This window comes from Streptomyces sp. NPDC001594 (assembly GCF_042893675.1).
Classification (GTDB): Bacteria; Actinomycetota; Actinomycetes; order Streptomycetales; family Streptomycetaceae; genus Streptomyces.
The window spans coordinates 371,465-388,213 of record NZ_JBIAVB010000001.1 but is presented as its reverse complement, the minus strand read 5'-3'; the positions used below and the strand labels follow the sequence as shown (position 1 = coordinate 388,213).

General features: G+C 75.1%; 14 protein-coding genes. 6 read left to right on the top strand and 8 right to left on the bottom strand.

Annotation, left to right across the window (positions count from 1 at the left end):
• Positions 1-58 precede the first annotated feature (58 nt).
• Both ACFY0O_RS02005 and ACFY0O_RS02000 read right to left on the bottom strand, forming a co-directional pair.
• On the bottom strand, positions 59-1,588 hold the full coding sequence (locus tag ACFY0O_RS02005) for an MFS transporter (RefSeq protein ID WP_388941550.1): 1,530 nt from the start codon (positions 1,586-1,588) through the stop codon (positions 59-61).
• Positions 1,589-1,950: 362 nt separating this feature from the next.
• Positions 1,951-2,121, bottom strand: coding sequence for a hypothetical protein (locus ACFY0O_RS02000; protein ID WP_388941548.1), 171 nt, complete (start codon positions 2,119-2,121; stop codon positions 1,951-1,953).
• A 388-nt stretch (positions 2,122-2,509) separates the two neighbouring features.
• On the opposite strand from ACFY0O_RS02000, the gene ACFY0O_RS01995 reads away from it, so the two are divergent.
• A complete protein-coding gene (locus tag ACFY0O_RS01995) occupies positions 2,510-3,178 on the top strand; it encodes a hypothetical protein (RefSeq protein WP_388941545.1) in 669 nt (222 codons plus the stop codon).
• An 81-nt stretch (positions 3,179-3,259) separates the two neighbouring features.
• Positions 3,260-3,550, top strand: a complete 291-nt coding sequence (locus ACFY0O_RS01990) for a DUF6296 family protein (protein WP_388941542.1) — start codon at positions 3,260-3,262, stop codon at positions 3,548-3,550.
• Positions 3,551-3,566: 16 nt separating this feature from the next.
• Here the strand turns inward: ACFY0O_RS01990 and ACFY0O_RS01985 are convergent, their stop codons facing one another.
• On the bottom strand, positions 3,567-4,526 hold the full coding sequence (locus ACFY0O_RS01985; RefSeq protein ID WP_388941540.1) for an aminoglycoside phosphotransferase family protein: 960 nt from the start codon (positions 4,524-4,526) through the stop codon (positions 3,567-3,569).
• Between the two features lie 481 nt (positions 4,527-5,007).
• Between ACFY0O_RS01985 and ACFY0O_RS01980 the strand changes: the two genes are divergently transcribed.
• Positions 5,008-5,745 (top strand): CAP domain-containing protein, encoded by a 738-nt coding sequence (locus ACFY0O_RS01980; protein ID WP_388941537.1) that lies wholly within the window; start codon positions 5,008-5,010, stop codon positions 5,743-5,745.
• Between the two features lie 62 nt (positions 5,746-5,807).
• Here the strand turns inward: ACFY0O_RS01980 and ACFY0O_RS01975 are convergent, their stop codons facing one another.
• Positions 5,808-6,782 (bottom strand): LLM class flavin-dependent oxidoreductase, encoded by a 975-nt coding sequence (locus tag ACFY0O_RS01975; RefSeq protein WP_388941535.1) that lies wholly within the window; start codon positions 6,780-6,782, stop codon positions 5,808-5,810.
• A 386-nt stretch (positions 6,783-7,168) separates the two neighbouring features.
• Here ACFY0O_RS01975 and ACFY0O_RS01970 point away from each other — a divergent pair, with 386 nt between their 5' ends.
• Together ACFY0O_RS01970 and ACFY0O_RS01965 are read left to right on the top strand one after the other, a co-directional pair.
• Positions 7,169-9,997 (top strand): AAA family ATPase, encoded by a 2,829-nt coding sequence (locus tag ACFY0O_RS01970; protein ID WP_388941532.1) that lies wholly within the window; start codon positions 7,169-7,171, stop codon positions 9,995-9,997.
• An 82-nt stretch (positions 9,998-10,079) separates the two neighbouring features.
• A complete protein-coding gene (locus ACFY0O_RS01965) occupies positions 10,080-11,144 on the top strand; it encodes an alpha/beta fold hydrolase (protein ID WP_388941529.1) in 1,065 nt (354 codons plus the stop codon).
• 47 nt (positions 11,145-11,191) lie between these two features.
• On the opposite strand, the gene ACFY0O_RS01960 is transcribed toward ACFY0O_RS01965, so the two are convergent.
• The 4 genes from ACFY0O_RS01960 to ACFY0O_RS01945 form a co-directional block, all read right to left on the bottom strand.
• On the bottom strand, positions 11,192-13,912 hold the full coding sequence (locus tag ACFY0O_RS01960; RefSeq protein WP_388941526.1) for an ATP-binding protein: 2,721 nt from the start codon (positions 13,910-13,912) through the stop codon (positions 11,192-11,194).
• A 140-nt stretch (positions 13,913-14,052) separates the two neighbouring features.
• A complete protein-coding gene (locus ACFY0O_RS01955) occupies positions 14,053-14,490 on the bottom strand; it encodes a peptidase inhibitor family I36 protein (RefSeq protein ID WP_388941523.1) in 438 nt (145 codons plus the stop codon).
• A 30-nt stretch (positions 14,491-14,520) separates the two neighbouring features.
• Positions 14,521-14,958, bottom strand: a complete 438-nt coding sequence (locus tag ACFY0O_RS01950) for a peptidase inhibitor family I36 protein (protein ID WP_388941520.1) — start codon at positions 14,956-14,958, stop codon at positions 14,521-14,523.
• A 35-nt stretch (positions 14,959-14,993) separates the two neighbouring features.
• Positions 14,994-15,437 carry a peptidase inhibitor family I36 protein gene (locus ACFY0O_RS01945; protein WP_388941518.1) on the bottom strand — a complete coding sequence of 148 codons (444 nt, stop codon included), beginning with the start codon at positions 15,435-15,437 and terminating at the stop codon, positions 14,994-14,996.
• A 316-nt stretch (positions 15,438-15,753) separates the two neighbouring features.
• On the opposite strand from ACFY0O_RS01945, the gene ACFY0O_RS01940 reads away from it, so the two are divergent.
• A complete protein-coding gene (locus ACFY0O_RS01940) occupies positions 15,754-16,653 on the top strand; it encodes a GNAT family N-acetyltransferase (protein WP_388941516.1) in 900 nt (299 codons plus the stop codon).
• Positions 16,654-16,749 lie beyond the last annotated feature (96 nt).

Here is a 16,749-nt window from a genome sequence, read left to right as displayed (position 1 = left end):
CCCCTGGTGATCTCCGGGGCGCTCCTGGACGGGGCGGACGCGAGGGGCTGACGGTTGCTCAGCTTCCGGCCGGCCGCCCCGCTCGGACGGAGCCGCGGGACGCTTCGGGGTCCGGCTCCCCTTCCCGGTCCTTCCTCGCCCCGGCGGCGGGCAGGGTGATCAGCAGTACGCCCGCTCCCAGGAGCGCGACGGCCGCGATCCAGACCGCGCCGACGTGCATGGCGTGGACGAACGCGTCATCGGCGGCCTGAGCCAGTGCGGGCCGGCCGGCGGCGGTGGCGACGTGGCGGGCCTGTTCGGCGGAAGCCCGTGCCTGCTCCCGGACGGGACCGGGCACACCCTCCAGCGACGGCTCGATCGCCCGCCGGTAGACGATCGACATCACGGTGCCGCCCACCGCGATGCCGATCACACTGCCGGTCTGCCGCACGGTGTTGGTCACGGCCGATCCCGCACCCGCCTGCTCCAGGGGCAGATCACCGATCAGCGCGGCCGTGACGGGACCGATCACCATGCCGACCGAGAGGCCCTGGACGAACAGCAGGGCCTCGATCCCGGCGAACGGGGTCCGGAGCCCGAGGAACCCGTACCCGCCCATGGTCAGCGCGGCCACGGTCAGCGCCGGCACGCAGACGAGGCGCAGCGACAGGCGGCGGACCAGGCGCGTGGCGAGGGGCGCCCCCACGAGCGCGCCGAGCGCGGTCGGGATGTTCGCCAGGCCCGCCCGCATCGGTGAGAACCCGAGCGCGCCCTGCAGGTAGAAGGCGTGGTAGAAGGTGATGGCCGCCACGGCGAAGAGCAGCAGACCGAGCGCCAGGTTGCCGCCGCCGAAGGCGCGCCGCGCGAGCAGCCGCGGATCGAAGCCGGGCGCCTCGACGCGCAGTTCGACGAGGACGAAGACGGCCAGCAGGACCACACCGGCGGCGATCGGCCCCCAGACGTCGGCCCCGCTCCACGCCGCCACCTGCCCCGCCCGGATCAGCCCGTAGGCCAACGCCACGAGCCCACCGGCCGACAGCAGCATGCCGGCCGGATCCAAGGGCCGCGGAACGGGGCTGCGGAAATCCGGAACCAGGACGGCGACCCCCACCCATGCCAATGCCGCCACGGGGACGTTGACCAGAAAGACCGAGCCCCACCGGAAATGGTCGAGCAGGAATCCCGCCAGCACCGGGCCGGCGGCCATTCCGACACCGGCCGAGGTCGAGAAGACGCCGATGGCGCCGGCCCGCGCGGGGCCGGTGAAGGTCCACATGAGGATGGCCATGGTGGCCGGGGTGATCAGCGCGCTCCCCACACCCATCACGGCTCGAGCCGCGATCAGCTGGTCCACGTCGCCGGCGTACGCCGCCCACAGCGAGGCCCCGGCGAAGACCGCCAACCCGCCCGAGAACACGGTGCGGTGGCCGAACCGGTCGCCCAGCGACCCCGCGGTGAACATGAAGGTGGCGAAGGCCAGCGTGTACGCACCGGTCGCCCACTGCAGCTGACCGGGGTCGGCCCCCAGCCCGCGGACCGGGTCCGCGAGGGTCTCCAGCGTGGTGCTCAGGACGGTGTTCTCCAGCCAGATCAACAGCGAACACAGCATGAGAACGGAAAGGACCAATTGCTGCCTGGATTTCGGCAACGTCGGAGGCGTGGTCATGAATACCTTTGACTGTCGATCGGCGGTAACCCGGACGACCGGACCATAAGCAAACACCACGGCGCCGTCAAGCTTGGAATTCCGGCTCAAGTCCCTTGCGCGAAAACGTATTTCATGCCCCCTGTCGAATTTGCGAACCTGGCGATTCCATGCCCTCCGGCGGATTTGTCAGAAGAGGGATTTCGTGGCTGCGCCGGTCCTGCCGGCGGGTGACCATATGACGATTCCTTCGCTGTCCGGGGCGTGGGACAACGTCAAGGCTCCGGAGCCGGTCTGCGCCAGGCCGAGGCGATCACCGTCGAGCGCTACCCCCAACTGCTGCGCGCCCACCGCGCCGTCCAGCACTCGCTGCGGGCCGCCGGGCGCCGGGCGCGGCAGGGCGGGGACCCGCTGTCCGCCGTACGGGCCGAGGTGGTGCGGTACTCGGCCGGACGGCTGCGCGGGCCGTTCCCGCCGTGGGTGTGGGGGCTGCGCATGTGGCCCAGTGCCGAGGGGGGGGGGCCGGCCCCTCCTGCTGCGGGCCCTCGGCACCTGGGCCGCACCGCCCTCCGGTACGGCCGTCACCGTCGCGCCCGCGGCCTCGGCGGAGCCGCCGGTCCACCCGCCGCAGCTGACTCTTCGCGGGAGACCCCCGGCCGGGGACGGCGGTGGTCGTGTTCCTCGACGCCGACCGGGTCGTCCGCTACACCGAGCGCGGCGGCCGCAGGAGCCTGGACGTCGCCCGCACCGACGACGCCGACGTCACCACGGCGGCCGCCGTCACCCTGACCCGGGCACGGGGGCACCGCCCGCCGGCTCCTCGCCCCGTGGATCGCCACCGCGGGGATCCGGGACCTCACCGCCCCCGCCGACGCGGTCCGGCCCGTGCCGATCGGCCCCGAGGGGACGGTCACCACCGACCCGGTCACCACCGGCTTCCCGGACGGCCCTGCCCGGGGCGGGGGCTGCGGGCCCCATCCGGTGCTGGAGCTCGCCTCCTCGCCGCGCATCGTGGAGAAGCACGCCTTCCTCCTCGCCGGCCGCGGCGGACTGCTCCCCGTCCACCTCACCTACACGCCTCCCGCCGAGGGGTCCGACGCACCGCCCGCCCGCCGGCCCCGTGAGGCCACCGGGCCCGCCGCCCTGACCCGCTGGGCCCAGGAGGCCTGCGCCCTGGACGCGGTGGACGGACGGGCGGTCCGGGCCGTCAACCTGTGGGACTTCGCCGTCACGGAGCTCCCCGAGACCCCCGGCCGGGCCGTCTGGTCCTGCACCCGCGCCACCCACTGGACCGGCCAGGGCGACGGCCGGATCCGGATCCGGCCCCCGGCGGGGGCCCTCCCTGGACGTTACCCGGGCCCGCTCCACGGCCGCCTGCGGCCGCTTCGGGCAGCACGTCCTCGCCACGACGATCTGGCGGGCCCCGTCCGGCCACGACTACCAACTGGCCGCCGGCAGCCGGGAGGTCGCGCGGATCGACGCCACCGGCTCCCTGCACACCCGCACCCCCGGACGCACCCTCGCCGTCCCGGCGCCCCCGGCCCCCGCGACTGAGCGACACGCCACACGGGAGGCGGACACCGGCGCCGCGCGGCGTCCGGCACTGATCCGCCGGACAGGCCCTAGCCTGGACCCATGACTCACGCGGCCCACCCCGTCCCGGACCGGTACACCGTCGTCCTGCGGCCCGGCCCGCCCGGCGTCCAGGACGCCAAGGGCCATGACGCCGTGCTGCGCACGGCCCGGGTCGAAGCGACCGGCGCCACCGGCGTGTCCGGCTACCCGTGCTACGAGGGAGAGGGGGTCCGGGCCGAGATCGACCCGGAGAGCAGGGCCGTCGAGGCGGTCACCGTCGACGGTGAGGAACTCCCGTACGGCTGGATCGCCCAGCTGGGCGAGGACGATCCCGGCCGCCGCCGGAGCTGACCCCGGCCGGGCCGCCCTACGGGCGGGCGGCCGCGGGTCCGAGCAGGGCCCGGGCGATGGCCGTCTGTTCGGGCTGGAGCCTGACGGCTCCGTCCTCGAGGTCCCACAGGCAGTTCTGCAGGACGCGGCCGAGCGTCCATCCGGTGGCCCGCTCCCGGTCCAGTCCGACAACCTCCGTCATCAGGTCGAAGCGGCGGCGGACGGCCCGGGCGACGTCGCCGGACCTGAGGACGTCGTCCCACCGGTTGCGCAGCGCGGGCAGCAGTTCGAAGCCGGGATCGCCGGCGAGGGGCTTGGGGTCGATGGCGAGCCACGGGGAGCGTTCCGACGCCCGTGCGGACGCGAGGGGGGCGAGGACGTTGTCGTAGTGCAGGTCCCAGTGCAGGAGCCGGTCGCCGGGTTCGCCGAGCAGTTCGCCCAGCGCGGCCGCGCACGAGGCCAGCAGCCGCCGTTCGGACGGATCCGCCAGGGACCGGGAGCACGCGGGGACCCGGTCGAGCATCGCGCCCGCGATGTCGGCCAGCCGACGCAGGCCGGCGGGGGCCGCGACGGCGGACAGGTGCGACAGCAGCTCGGAAAGGCGGGTGAGGGCCACGGCGTCGTCGGGCACCGCCGACAGCGGCCGGGCGGCGTCGAGCCGTTCCAGGAGCAGGGCACCGCGCTCGGGATCGGCCTCCAGCAGATCGGCCGCGTGGCGCTCGCCCCAGACGCGCAGGGCGAGCGGCTCGTCCCGGGTCTCCTCGTCCAAGGGCTGGAGCTTGAGCACGGCCGGCGAACCGTCCGCCCGGAGCACCGGCAGGACCAGCGCCACGGCCCCGTGGGCCGACGGGCCGTCCAGGCGCAGGTCCCAGCGGTCCATCAGTTCCCCGGCCAGGGCGGGCAGCGCGGCGGTCCAGGCCTGCAGGCCCTCCTCCCGCTGCGCGGCGGCGAGGGCCGCCGGTACCTCGACCTGGAACCGAGCCCGGTTGCCGGCCACCGGTGTCCTCCCGGATGTCGTCTTCGTCGGTGGAGTCGTCCGCGGAGCGTCCGCGGACCAGCATGCCGTACGACGGGCTCCGCGACGGCCCGGCCGCCCGGCGGTTCCGTGACATGAGACACACCGCTTACGGCGGCCCGGCAGGCGGGTGGAGATCGTCTGGGCGGGAGCGTTTCCGTACTTGTCCAATTTTGCGTAGGACGGTCGCACTCCAGCGGAAACGGAATTGTCGACTTCTATCAGTCGGTGCCCAACATGGCTGCCTGGGGCCGGTTCCGGCGGTGCGTCAGCTTCGCGCCGATGCCGTCCGAGCGGGGCCATGCACGATCCCGCCTCCCTTTCAAGCGGGAGCACGGAGCGTGCGCGGGCCGCGCGTGCTCGGGCTTGCCATCGCCTCGCGGGCCTTCCCAGAATGGCGGCTCCTCCGGCGCCCCCGCGGTCCCGGCGCCGGGAGCTTCGCGATCACCGAGTGAGGTCACGCATGCGGAAGCACCGAAAGAAGACGCACTACAGGAAAATAGCCGTCGCCGTCGGCGCCCTGGCCATGGTGGGCGTTCCCACCGCCGCCATGGCCTGCCTGGACCCCCAGGAGACCGGCCCGGCCCACACGGCCGCCGCCGCATGGCGGGACCCCGCCCTCGGCGGCCCGCAGGCTCAGCCGCGTGCGCACACCCCCGTCGAGCTCCCCCGTGCCGTGCCGCCGGCACCCGTGGAGCCCGTCGACGAGCCGTCGGCCGAGCAGGCCGTGGACACCCCGCCGCCGCCCGCGGCCCCCCGTCCGGCGGCGCCCCCGGCCGAGCCGGCCGCCGCGCCCCCGGCCCCGCAGGCCTCCGGGGCGCCGGCCGACGTCCAGGCCGCGGTCGTCGCGCTGGTCAACCAGGAGCGCGCCGCCGCCGGGTGCCCCGCCGTCACCGTGAACCCGATGCTCACGCAGGCAGCCCAGGACCACAGCGCCGACATGGCCGCCCACGCCACCATGTCCCACACCGGCTCCGACGGGTCCGACCCGGGCGGGCGCATCACCCGTGCCGGGTACCAGTGGCAGACGTACGGCGAGAACGTCGCCTACGGCTACGACACCCCCGAGCAGGTGATGGAGGGCTGGATGAACAGCCCCGGCCACCGGCGCAACATCCTCGACTGCTCCTACCGGGAGATCGGCATCGGCCTGGCCCAGCCGGGCCAGTACTGGACGCAGGACTTCGGCGCGACGCGCTGACCCGTCGGGCGGCGGGGCGAGGGGGCCGACGGGCCCCGGACGGATGCCGGGCCCCCGCCGTCCTACGCCCCGTAGTGCTTCATGATCAGTTCGTACGAGCGGACGCGCTCCGCGAAGCCGTAGACGGGCGTGGTCAGCATCAGCTCGTCCGCCCCCGTCTCCCCGGCCAGTTCCCGCAGCCGCCCGACGACGGTCTCCGGCGTGCCGACCGCCTGCCGGGCGCGGAAGCCCGCCAGGGCGGCCCGCTCCGGCTCGGTGAACACGTGCGCGGCCGCCTCCTCGGGCGTGGGGAAGGGGATGTCGCTGATCCCCTTGAGCAGCCCGGCCTTGACGACGTCCATCGGGCCGACGAGCCGCCGGGCCTCCTCCTCCGTCTCCGCGCACACCGTTTCCACGCACAGCAGCACCCGTGGCCGCTCGCACCAGGGCGAGGGGATGAACGCGGCCCGGTACCGCTCCAGGACCGCACCGGTGTTCTCGGGCCGGATGTGGTGCGCGACGGCGACCGGCAGGCCGAGCTCGGCGGCGAGGGCGGCCCCGGCGGGGCTGGAGGCCAGCAGCCAGGGCTGCGGCAGCGGGCCCAGCGCGACCTCGTCCACCAGGAAGGACAGGATCGCCGCCACGTCGTCGCGGTACTCCGCGTCCGTCGTCGGCCCGGCGCCGCGTCGCAGCGCCCGCGCGATGCCCTCGTCGAAGGTCCCGGGGCCGCGGCCGATGCCCAGGTCGATGCGGTCCGGGTGCAGAGCGGCCAGCGTGCCGAACTGCTCCGCCAGGGTGAGGGGCGCGTGGTTCGGCGCCAGCACTCCGCCGGAGCCGAGCCGGATGGACGAGGTGGAGGCCGCGGCGTGTGCGGCGAGGACGACCGGGGGGAACGCGCCGATCGCGGGGGAGTGGTGGTGCTCGGCGTACCAGATCCGGTGGTAGCCCAGCCGCTCCAGCTCCTGGGCGAAGGCGGCGGTGTCCCGCAGGGTCTCCAGGGCCCGGGTGCCCGTCTGGACCATCGCGACTTCGAGTGCGGAAAGAGGTATCTCGACCATCCCGCCAGCATAGGGATCACGCGGCGGCCGCCGACCACGGTGATCCTTTTCGCGCCACGCGGCGGGCCCGTCGTCCTGCGCAACGATGCGTCCGCCGTGAGGAGTCGTGCTCCCCGCGCCCGCCCACATTGACGCGATCGCGACGGACACACCGGCGGCCGGGCCCCCTTCCCCCGGAGGGCCCCGGGCCGGGGCCGGGGACGGACCCGGGTACCGGCCAGGGTCCGCCACGGGTTCGACCCGGGCCCGGTCACGGGATCGTGAGCGGAAGCGGGCACCGGCCGGTGTCCGCGGCGCGGAGGAGCCGGCCGGCTCCGGGGGGATCCGCCGCCGGCACCACCCCGCGCCACCGCGGGGGAGCGACACGGGCGGGAGACGGGACGGGCATGGAAGCGATCACCACGGGGATGGTGGGCCGTGAGGCGCAACGGGCGGAGCTCACGGCGTTCGTGACGTCCGAGACCGGGCGGGCACTCGTCCTGCGGGGGGAGGCGGGCGTCGGCAAGAGCGCGCTGCTGGACCACGCCGCCACCCTGGCCGAGCAGGAGGGCCGCGTCGTCCTGCGGGCCGCCGGAGTCGAGGCGGAGTCCGCGCTGCCCCACGCCGGGCTGCACCAGTTCCTCCACCCGCTGCTCGCCGGCCCGGCGCGCCCCGACGCCGCGAGCCGGGCCGTGTTCGACGCGACGTTCGCCACGAGGTCCGACACGACGTCCGGCGCCGCGTCCGACACCGCGTCCGGTGCGGCCCCGGTACGGCCGCCGTCGGCGATGGCCCTGGGCATCGCCGTCCTGCGCCTGCTGACGCACACCCGCACCCACCGGCCGTCCCTCCTGGTCCTCGACGACGGGCAGTGGCTGGACGACGCCAGCGCCGACGTCTGCGCGTTCGTCGGCCGGCGCCTGGCCGGCAGCCCGGTGAAACTGCTGGTCGCGGTCCGCACCGACACCCCCTCGCGCTGGGACACCGCCGCCCTGCCCGAACTGCCGGTGCGGGCCCTGCCCGAGGAGGACGCGGCCCGCCTGCTCGACCTGCGCCACCCGCACCTGGACCGCCGGCTGCGCCGCATCGTCCTCGCCCAGGCCCGGGGCAACCCGCTGGCCCTGCTGGAGCTGCCCGCCCACCTCACCGGACCGTCGGGCGGCCTCCCCGCCGAAGACCTGGCCGGCCCGCACGGCGTGCCGCTCTCCCGGCGGCTGCAACGGCTCTTCGACTCCCGCATCGCGGCCCTCGACGAACGGGTCCGGGCCGAGCTCCTGATGGGCGCGCTCGACGGCGCCGGAGCCCCCGGCCGCGCGGACGCCCACCCCGGCGCGCGCCACGTCATGCGCGATGCCGACGCGGCGGTCGCCGCCGGACTCCTGGACGTCGCCCCGGCCACCGGCGAACTCGTCTTCCGCCACCCGCTCGTACGGTCCGCGATCGTGCAGAGCGCCACCGCGGACCAGCGCCGCACGGCCCACCTGGCGCTGGCGCGGACGCACCGGGGGAACCTCGAACGCCGGGCGGCCCACCTGGCCGCGGCGGCCGTCGACCCCGACGAGGAGGTGGCCGGCGTCCTGGAGGCGGCGGCCGGGTCGGCGACCCGGCGCGGCGGCGCGCTGACGGCCGTGACCTGGCTGACCCGGGCGGCCGAGCTCAGCGAGAATCCGGCGGAGCGGTCCCGCAGGCTGGCCGAGGCGGCCTTCGTGGCCGGCCACGCCGCCCGCCCCGGGCAGGCCCGCAGGCTGGCCCGGGCGGACCTCGCACCCGGTGCCGCGCAGTCCCCCGCCGAGGTGCTGGCGGCCGCCTACCAGGCGCTCTACCAGGACGGGGACGTGCGCTCCACGCGACAGCAGGTCTCGGCCGCGATCGAGGGGCTCCGCGACGGCCACGCGGCCGACGGCCGGACCGGACCGGACGAGGTGCTCACCCGGCTGGTGGTCCTCCTGCTGGCGATCAGCCAGTACAGCGGGGACCGTGCGGTCTGGGAGAGCACCCGCGCACTCCTGGCCTCCCTGGGCGGCCTCGTCACCGAACGGGCCCGGCTGTACGCCGACACCTGGAGCGATGTGAACCGGCACGGGGCCGGCCGGGCCGAGCCGCTGCTGCGGGCCGCCGCGCGGTTACCGGAGCTGGAACCCTGGGAGGCCGCACGCCTGGGCGTGGCGGCCTACCACCTCGACGTCCTCGACGCCTGGCGCCCGCACCTGCGGCGCGTCGTGGACCACGAGGTGGAGACCGGGGCCGTGGCCGCCGGCATGGTGATGCTGCACCTGATCACGCTGGACGGGACGGCGGCCGGCGAATGGGACGAGGCCGAGCGGACCGGGCAGCGCGCCCTGGACCTGGCGGTCGAGCACGGCCACCACCTGTTCGCGGCGCAGAGCCGGGCCTACCTGGCCCAACTCGCTGCCCTGCGGGGCCGGACGGAACGGGCGCGCGAGCTGTGCGCCGAGGTGGACGCCTGGGCCCGCCCGCGCGGACTGGGGTTCCTGACCCAGCTCACCGACGCCGCCGCCGCGACCGCCGCGCTGGGCCGCGGCGACCACGAGGCCGCGTACCGCCACTGCGCCGGCATCACCCCGCCGGGCGAGTTCCGGCCGTACGCGTACCAGGCCCCGCGCACCCTCCTGGACCTCGTCGAGGCCGCCCGGGCCGGCGGACGCGCCCGGCAGGCCCGGGCACACGCCCTCGCCGCCCGCGACGCGGGCCTCCCGGCGGTCTCACCCCGCCAGGCCCTGATCACCTACGGCGCGCTGGCGATCACCGCGCAGGACGAGCGGGAGGCCGCCGCGATGTTCGCCCGCGCCCAGTCCCATCCGGACGCCGCCCGCTTCCCGTTCGAGCTGGCCCGGATCCGCCTCGCGCACGGCCTCCGGCTGCGCGAGGTCCGGGGCCGGGACGCGGCGCGCACCCAACTGACCGCGGCGGCCGAGGCGTTCGAGCGGCTGGGCGCGAGCGGCTGGACCGAGCGGGCGCAGGCGGCCCTGCACGGGACCGGGGTCGTCCCGCCCCGCGCCCCGGCGCCCCACCCCGCCTCGCTGACCTGGCAGGAACGCCGCATCGCCGACCTGGCCGCGAGCGGCCTGACGAACAAGGAGATCGGTCGGCTGATGCACCTGTCGCCGCGCACCGTCAGCTCGCACCTGTACCGCGTCTTCCCCAAGCTGGGCGTCACGACCCGGGCGGCGCTGCGCGACGCGCTGACCCGCGGCGAGGCCGTCGCCGCCGGGTGAAACAGCGTCATTTGACCGATGCCGGCGGCCGGTCGCCGGTGGAGAGTGGACGGGCCAGGCGGTCCCCGGGAAAGGAACAGACGTGATCGACAGACGTACCCTCACCAAGATGATCGGTCTCGGGGCGGCCGCCACCCTGCCGGTCGGCGCCGCGACGGAGGCGGCCGCCGCGCCGGAAGCCGGACCGCGCCGGGCCCCGGCCGCCCCCGCTCCCGGCGGGCACCCCGGCCCCGGCGGGCACCCCGGCTTCGGCGCGCTCAAGCAGGTCCGGGCCGGGGTGCTCGACATCGGCTACGCCGAGGCCGGGCCCGCGCACGGGCGGGTGGTCCTCTGCCTGCACGGCTGGCCGTACGACATCCACAGCTTCGCGGACGTGGCGCCGCTGCTGGCGGACGCCGGCTACCGGGTGATCGTCCCGTACCTGCGCGGACACGGCGCCACCGCCTTCCTCTCGCCGAAGACGGTCCGCAACGCGCAGCAGTCCGCCGTCGCGCTGGACGTCATCGCCCTGATGGACGCCCTGAAGATCCCCCGGGCGGTGCTGGCCGGCTTCGACTGGGGCTCGCGGACCGCGGGCGTCGTCGCCGCCCTGTGGCCGCGGCGGGTCAAGGCCCTGGTACCGGTGGGCGGATACCTCGTCACCCACCTCCCCTCGCAGAAGGACCCGCTGCCGCCCAGGTCGGAGCGCACCTGGTGGTACCAGTACTACTTCGCCACCGAACGCGGCCGCACCGCCATGGAGACCCGGGGCAACCGGTACGACCTGTGCCGGCTGGTGTGGGAGGAGGCCTCCCCGACCTGGGAGTTCGACGACGCCACCTTCGAGCGGACGGCCGCGGCGTTCGACCAGCCCGACCACGCCGCCATCGTGATCCACAACTACCGCTGGCGCCTGGGCCTGGCCGACGGAGAACGCCGCTACGACCGCTACGAGCGGCTGCTCGCCGCCCGCCCGGCCATCACGGTGCCCTCACTCACCCTGGCCCCGGCCCTCGACCCGTTCCTGCCCACCACCGACGACTCGGCCTACCGGCACCTGTTCACCGGCCCGTACGAGCACCGCGTCCTGCCCGGCGTCGGCCACAACGCCCCGCAGGAGGCACCGGAGGAGTTCGCCCGGGCGGTCCTGGACGCCGACCGCCTCTGAACCGCGCCGGGCACCGGACCGCGACGGCCGCCCCGGGGCGGCGGCGCTCACAGGACGGCCAGGGCCCCCTCGATCTCGCGGCGCGAGGAGACGCCCAGCTTGGCGAAGACCTTGCGCAGGTGCCATTCGACCGTGCGCGGGCTGAGGAACAGCTGCGCCCCGATCTCCGCGTTCGGGTGCCCGGTGGCCGCGAGCCGGGCGATCCGGGCCTCCTGCGCGGTCAGGACCGGCGGGCCGGGGGTCCGGGCGCGGACGGTCTCACCGGTGGCGAGCAGCTCGCGCCGGGCCCGTTCGGCGTACGCCTCCATACCGATCGCCGAGGCCGCCGCGTGTGCCTCGCGCAGCTCGTCCCGGGCGGCGGAGCGGCGGTTGCGGCGGCGCAGCCATTCGCCGTACAGCAGCCGCGTGCGCGCCTCGAACACCCCGAGCCCGCCCCGGGTGAAATGGCCGACGGCCTCCCGGTAGCGGTCCTCGGCCCGCTCGGGCGCGCCGGTCAGGGCGTCGGCCACCGCCAGCGCGCCGAGGGCCCAGGGGGTTCCGGCCCGGCCCCAGTCGGCCAGCCGGTCGCGAGCCCGGGCCGCGACGTCCGGGCGGCCGGCCCGGGTCGCGGCCTCGACGAGTTCGGCGCACGTCCAGTGGTGCACGACGAGGTCCTGGTACGCGTCGCCCCGCAACGCCGCCTCCATGGCCAGGGCGTAGTTGCCCAGGCCGTTGTGGAGCACGGCCCGGGCGCACGCCGCCATGCCGGTGAGGCGGCCCAGACCGCGCTGTTCGCCCTCCCTCTCCAGGGCGCCGATCAGCTCCAGCGCGGGCCGCTCCCGCCCCTGGTAGGCGCCGAGCAGGGCCGTCGAGACGCTGTACGTCGCCACCCCCACCGCGTCACCGGCGGCGGGCGGCTCGGCCAGCAGGTCCCGGGCTTCGGCGAACCGCCCGCTGTAGCACAGCGAGGCTGCTCGGTAGGGGAGTGCCGTGGAGAGCACCGACAGGGCGCCCGTCGTACGGGCGAAGCGCACCGCCCGGCCGGTGATGTCCAGCCAGGCCTGGAGGTCGCCCAGCTCCACGGCCGCGTTGGCGGCGGGCCACAGGACGGCCAGGTCCTCGTCGCGGGTGAGCGAGCGCACCGCCCGCGCCAGGAGCGGGAAGGCGGCCGCCGGCCCGTCCGTGGTCCAGGTGGCGAGGGCCTGGAGGAAGACCCCGGCCGTATCGTCGCCGGGCGGCAGGCCGCGCGCCGCCGCCGCTGCCCGCCGCAGTCCGCCCTCGTCGTGCCGGCCGGCCCAGACGGCCGCTCCGAACGCCGCCAGGCAGGTCTCCCGCGCGGCGGCCTGGTCGAGGGGCGCGAGCCGGGCCGCCGCGTCGAGCAGCGGCTGGACGGTGCCGAGCCCCGGGGCGGTCATCGCCGCCGCCTTCGCCCGCAGCCGGCCCGCGTGGGCCGACTGGAGCGGGTCCAGCGGCCCCAGTTCGGCGGCGGCCAGCAGGTCGGGGACCCGGGCCGGCACGGCGGCGGCGAGGTGGGCCGCGGCTGCCGCCAAGGCCCGTCGCGCCCGTTCCCCGGGATCCGGGGTGAGCGCGGCGGCACGTTCCAGGAAGGCCGCCGCCGCGGCCCGTCCGCCGCGCGCCAGGGCCCGGTCGGCGGAGCGCTCCAGCTCGGCGGCGACCTCCTCGTCCGGCCCGACCGCGGCGTGGGCCCGGTGCCAGGCCCGTCGGTCGGGGTCGCGCCCGGCGTCGGTGGCCTCGGCCAGCGCGCCGTGCGCGGCCCGCAGCGAGGCCGCGTCCGCACCCCGCCAGACGGCCGAGCGCACCAGCGGGTGGCGGAAGCGCACCGGGGCGCCCAGCGTGATCAGGTCCGCCGCCTCGGCCGCCGCCCCGGCCTCGATCCCGATGCCGAGCAGCCGCAGCGCTTGCCACAACAGCGGTGCGTCGCCGACCGGTTCGACCGCCGCGACCAGCAACAGGCCACGGGTGGCGGCCGGCAGCGCCTCCACCCGCCGGCGGAACCCCTCCTCGACCCGGGACGCCAGCGGGCCCGTACCGGGACCGGCGAAGCCGAAGGCCAGTTCCGCCGGCGACAGGTCCCGGGGCAGCTCCAGCAGGGCGAGGGGGTTCCCGCCGGTCTCGGCGACGATCCGGTCCCGCACCCGGGGGTCGACCGGAGCCGCGAGCACCCCGTCCAGCAGGGCCCGCGCGTCGGCGTCGGCCAGCCCCCGCAGCGTGAGCTCCGGCAGGCCGGCGAACCCCTCCGACCCCTCCCCGTCGGCGGTCCGTTCGGCGATCACCAGGGCCACCGACTCGGCGTCCAGCCGGCGTCCGACGAACGCGAGGATCCGCTGCGACATCAGGTCCAGGCACTGGGCGTCGTCGACCAGGCACACCAGCGGTGACTCCGCCGCGGCCTCGGCGAAGAGACCGAGCACCGCGAGCCCGACCAGCAGCATCTCGGGCGGGTTCCCCGCACTCAGCCCGAACGCCACCCGCAGGGCCTCCTCTTGCACCGGCGGCAGTCGGCCGAGGTGGGACAGCAGCGGGGCGCACAGCCGCTGCAGGGCCGAGTAGGCGAAGTCGGACTCGGCCTCGACCCCGGCCGCCTGCACGGTCCGCAACGGTGCCGCCCGCTCGGCCAGCCGGCCGAGCAGCGCCGACTTGCCGACACCGGCCTCGCCGCGCAGCACCAGCACCCGGCTGCGCCCCTCCCGTACCTCCCGCAACAGCTGTTCCAGCGCCTCCAGTTCACGGCTCCGCCCGAGCAGTCGGCGTGTCGCGTGAGGGGGCATGGGACCGGGACCTCCGGGCAGGGGTTTCCTCCCGGAGGAGCTCCACCCCATCCTACGGACTTCCCGCCCCGCTGACCTGCATGGATCCGGTCAGACCGGGGGACGGCCCCCGCACCCGGGAGCCGTCCGCCCGCCGCCCCTCAGCAGTACTTGAAGGAGCTGATCCTGTCGTTGATCCACGACGGGACGGAAGGCCACTTCTCCCAGGGGCCGATCCTGAACTGCAGGCCGCCGTAGCCGTTGTGCTCGTAGAAGCAGATCGCGCTGCCCGTGTTGTTCACCACGGACGAGGTGACGTCCTGCATCCCCGTCCACAGCGCACCGTCCCGTTGCAGCTTCCCCAGGTCACCCACGTTCTGGTTCGACGCGATCGCGCCGAACTTGGAACCGCGGGTGGCTCCGACGAAGTCGTTCTCGGACCACAGGCAGACATGCGCGGAGGGGCACGCCCCGGCGCCCTGCCCGATGCCGAGGAGCACGGAGGCGTCGGCCGCCGCCGCCGCACTCATCACCAGCCCGGCAACGGCGGCGGCACCCACGGCGAAACGGGCCGTCTTCCTGCGCGATGTCGTCATCATCCACATCCCTTCGGTTCGAGGAGGGCCGGATCAGCAGTACTTGAAGGAGCTGATCCTGTCGTTGATCCAGCCCGGCACGGACGCCCACTGCTCGTGGGGACCGATCCTGAACTCCAGGCCGCCGTACCAGTTGTTCTCGTAGAAGCAGACGCCGCTGCCCGTGTTGTTCAGCACCGACGACGTGACGTCCTGCATGCCCTTGTCGCCGGTGGACGTGCGCGCCAGCTTCCCCAGGTCGCCGACGTTCTGGTTGGAGGCGAAGGAGCCGAACTTGTGGTCGTAGACGAACTTCCCCTGGATGAAATTGCCTTCCGACCAGAGGCAGACGTACCCGTTGGGGCACGAGCCGGCGCCGTGGCCGATGTCGAACACGGTGGCGGCGCTCGCCGACGTCGCGGTGGCCGCCAGCAGCCCGGTCGCGGCGACCGCGGACAGCCCGAGCATCTTCATCCTGCTTTTCGCAAACATGGGTTCCTCTTCGGATGGGGGGTGGAGGGGCCGGGTCAGCAGTACTTGAAGGAGCTGATCCTGTCGTTGATCCAGCCCGGCACGGACGCCCACTTCTCCCGGGGCCCGACCCTGAACTGCAGGCCGCCGTAGTTGTTGTGCTCGTAGAAGCAGATGCCGCTGCCCGTGTTGTTCACGACCGAGGACGCGGAATCCTGCATGCCCTTCCAGCGGAACAGCTTGCTCTCGAAGACGAACTTCCCCATGTCCGGAACGTTCTGGTCCGAACCCACGGCCCCGAAGTCGTATCCGCCGGCGGGGTTTCCGCGGACGAAGTCGTTCTCGCTCCACAGGCACACCCAGTTGGCCGGGCACTTGCCGGATCCGGTCTGGATGTCGGTGAGCACGTAGGCGCTCGCGCTCGTCGTCGTGGCGACGACCGCCGCGGTCAGCGTGGCAGCGCCCACGGCGAGCCTCATCGCCGTCCTCCGCGCGTTCATCATGATCTCCTCTGCCTTCTCGGCCGGCCCGGGCCGGCGTATCCGCCCCGCGGCCTCTGCTCCCGGGGCAGCACCACTGTGCCGCCGCGGCCACCCGGACGGCTTGAGTCATCTGACTGCTCTGCCGCGCTCAGGAAATCCGTGGACGCACCCGCGCAAGATCACCTATGGTGTGGCTCCACGCCCTGAGACGAACGGAAGGAGGCGAGTGCCGTGCAGTCCACGCCTTACCCGCGCTCCCTCTTCCGCTGCCCCGGCGTGGTCCGCCAGTTCTGACCGGGAGCGCTCCAAGCAGCCTTTGATCCCGGAGGAATCCATGACCGGTCCGGTCATCCGCGCGCTCTCCGCGAGCGACGCCTCTCTCTTCGACGCACTCCCCGACCCCCTCGGCGCCGGTGAAGGCCACCGGCGCACCCGGTTCCGCCCCGACTGGAAGCGCGTCGCGCTGCGCGACGGCGAGGTCGTGGCGCGCGGCGCCTGGTGGGGCGGCCCCGACGACCCGGAGCCCGTCAACATCAACTGGTTCGACGTGGCCGAGGGCGAGGAGGAGGCCGGGGCCGCGCTCCTGCGCTCCGTCCCCTGGCGGGTCGACCTCGAGATCAACCTGCCCGGAGGCTGGCGCGAGGAGCCCGTGCTGCGCGCCGCCGCCGAGGCGCGTTTCGCGGCCGCACGCTCGGCGGGGTACGAGCTCCTGGTGGAACGCTTCCTCTACCGCTGGACCCCGCAGCGGGGTCTGCCCGAGCGGCCCGGCCGCCTGCGCTTCAGCGCCGAAGCCGACGACGCCGTGTTCTTCGACGCGCTGCGCCGCATCCACTCCGCCACCCTGGACGCCCACGCGCTGAAGGCCGTCGAGGAGGGCGGCCTCGACCAGGCCGCGCAGGAGGAACTCGACTTCTTCCACTGGTGCCCCTCACCGCGAGAGTGGTGGCAGACGGCCTACACGCCGGAGGGCGACCTGGCCGGCATCCACATCCCGGCCCACAACCCCTCCGGCCCGACCATCGGCTTCATCGGGGTCGTCCCGGAACACCGCGGCCACGGCTACGCCTACGACCTCCTCGCGGAATGCACCCACTTCCTCGTCGAGCAGGGCGCGGAGTTCGTCACCGGAGCGACGGACCAGGGGAACTTCCCCATGGCCGCGAACTTCGCCAAGGCCGGCTTCCCCGTCGTCAGGGAACGCATCAACTTCCACCCGACCCACCGACCGGCCTGACGAAAACCACCCCGACCACGCTCCGAGCGCCCCGGCCCGAACCCGGGCCGGGGTGCTCGGCTCCCCGTCGGCTCCGTCGAGCCGGCCGTGTGTCCG

Bases quoted from the DNA above. Each gene is read 5' to 3' on its own strand.
- ACFY0O_RS01975 (WP_388941535.1), bottom strand. From the start codon at position 6,782: ATGGTCGAGATACCTCTTTCCGCACTCGAAGTCGCGATGGTCCAGACG.
- ACFY0O_RS01940 (WP_388941516.1), top strand. From the start codon at position 15,754: ATGACCGGTCCGGTCATCCGCGCGCTCTCCGCGAGCGACGCCTCTCTC.
- ACFY0O_RS01960 (WP_388941526.1), bottom strand. From the start codon at position 13,912: ATGCCCCCTCACGCGACACGCCGACTGCTCGGGCGGAGCCGTGAACTG.
- ACFY0O_RS01950 (WP_388941520.1), bottom strand. From the start codon at position 14,958: ATGTTTGCGAAAAGCAGGATGAAGATGCTCGGGCTGTCCGCGGTCGCC.
- ACFY0O_RS01955 (WP_388941523.1), bottom strand. From the start codon at position 14,490: ATGATGACGACATCGCGCAGGAAGACGGCCCGTTTCGCCGTGGGTGCC.
- ACFY0O_RS01970 (WP_388941532.1), top strand. From the start codon at position 7,169: ATGGAAGCGATCACCACGGGGATGGTGGGCCGTGAGGCGCAACGGGCG.
- ACFY0O_RS01980 (WP_388941537.1), top strand. From the start codon at position 5,008: ATGCGGAAGCACCGAAAGAAGACGCACTACAGGAAAATAGCCGTCGCC.
- ACFY0O_RS02005 (WP_388941550.1), bottom strand. From the start codon at position 1,588: ATGCTGTGTTCGCTGTTGATCTGGCTGGAGAACACCGTCCTGAGCACC.
- ACFY0O_RS02000 (WP_388941548.1), bottom strand. From the start codon at position 2,121: ATGCGCAGCCCCCACACCCACGGCGGGAACGGCCCGCGCAGCCGTCCG.
- ACFY0O_RS01990 (WP_388941542.1), top strand. From the start codon at position 3,260: ATGACTCACGCGGCCCACCCCGTCCCGGACCGGTACACCGTCGTCCTG.
- ACFY0O_RS01945 (WP_388941518.1), bottom strand. From the start codon at position 15,437: ATGAACGCGCGGAGGACGGCGATGAGGCTCGCCGTGGGCGCTGCCACG.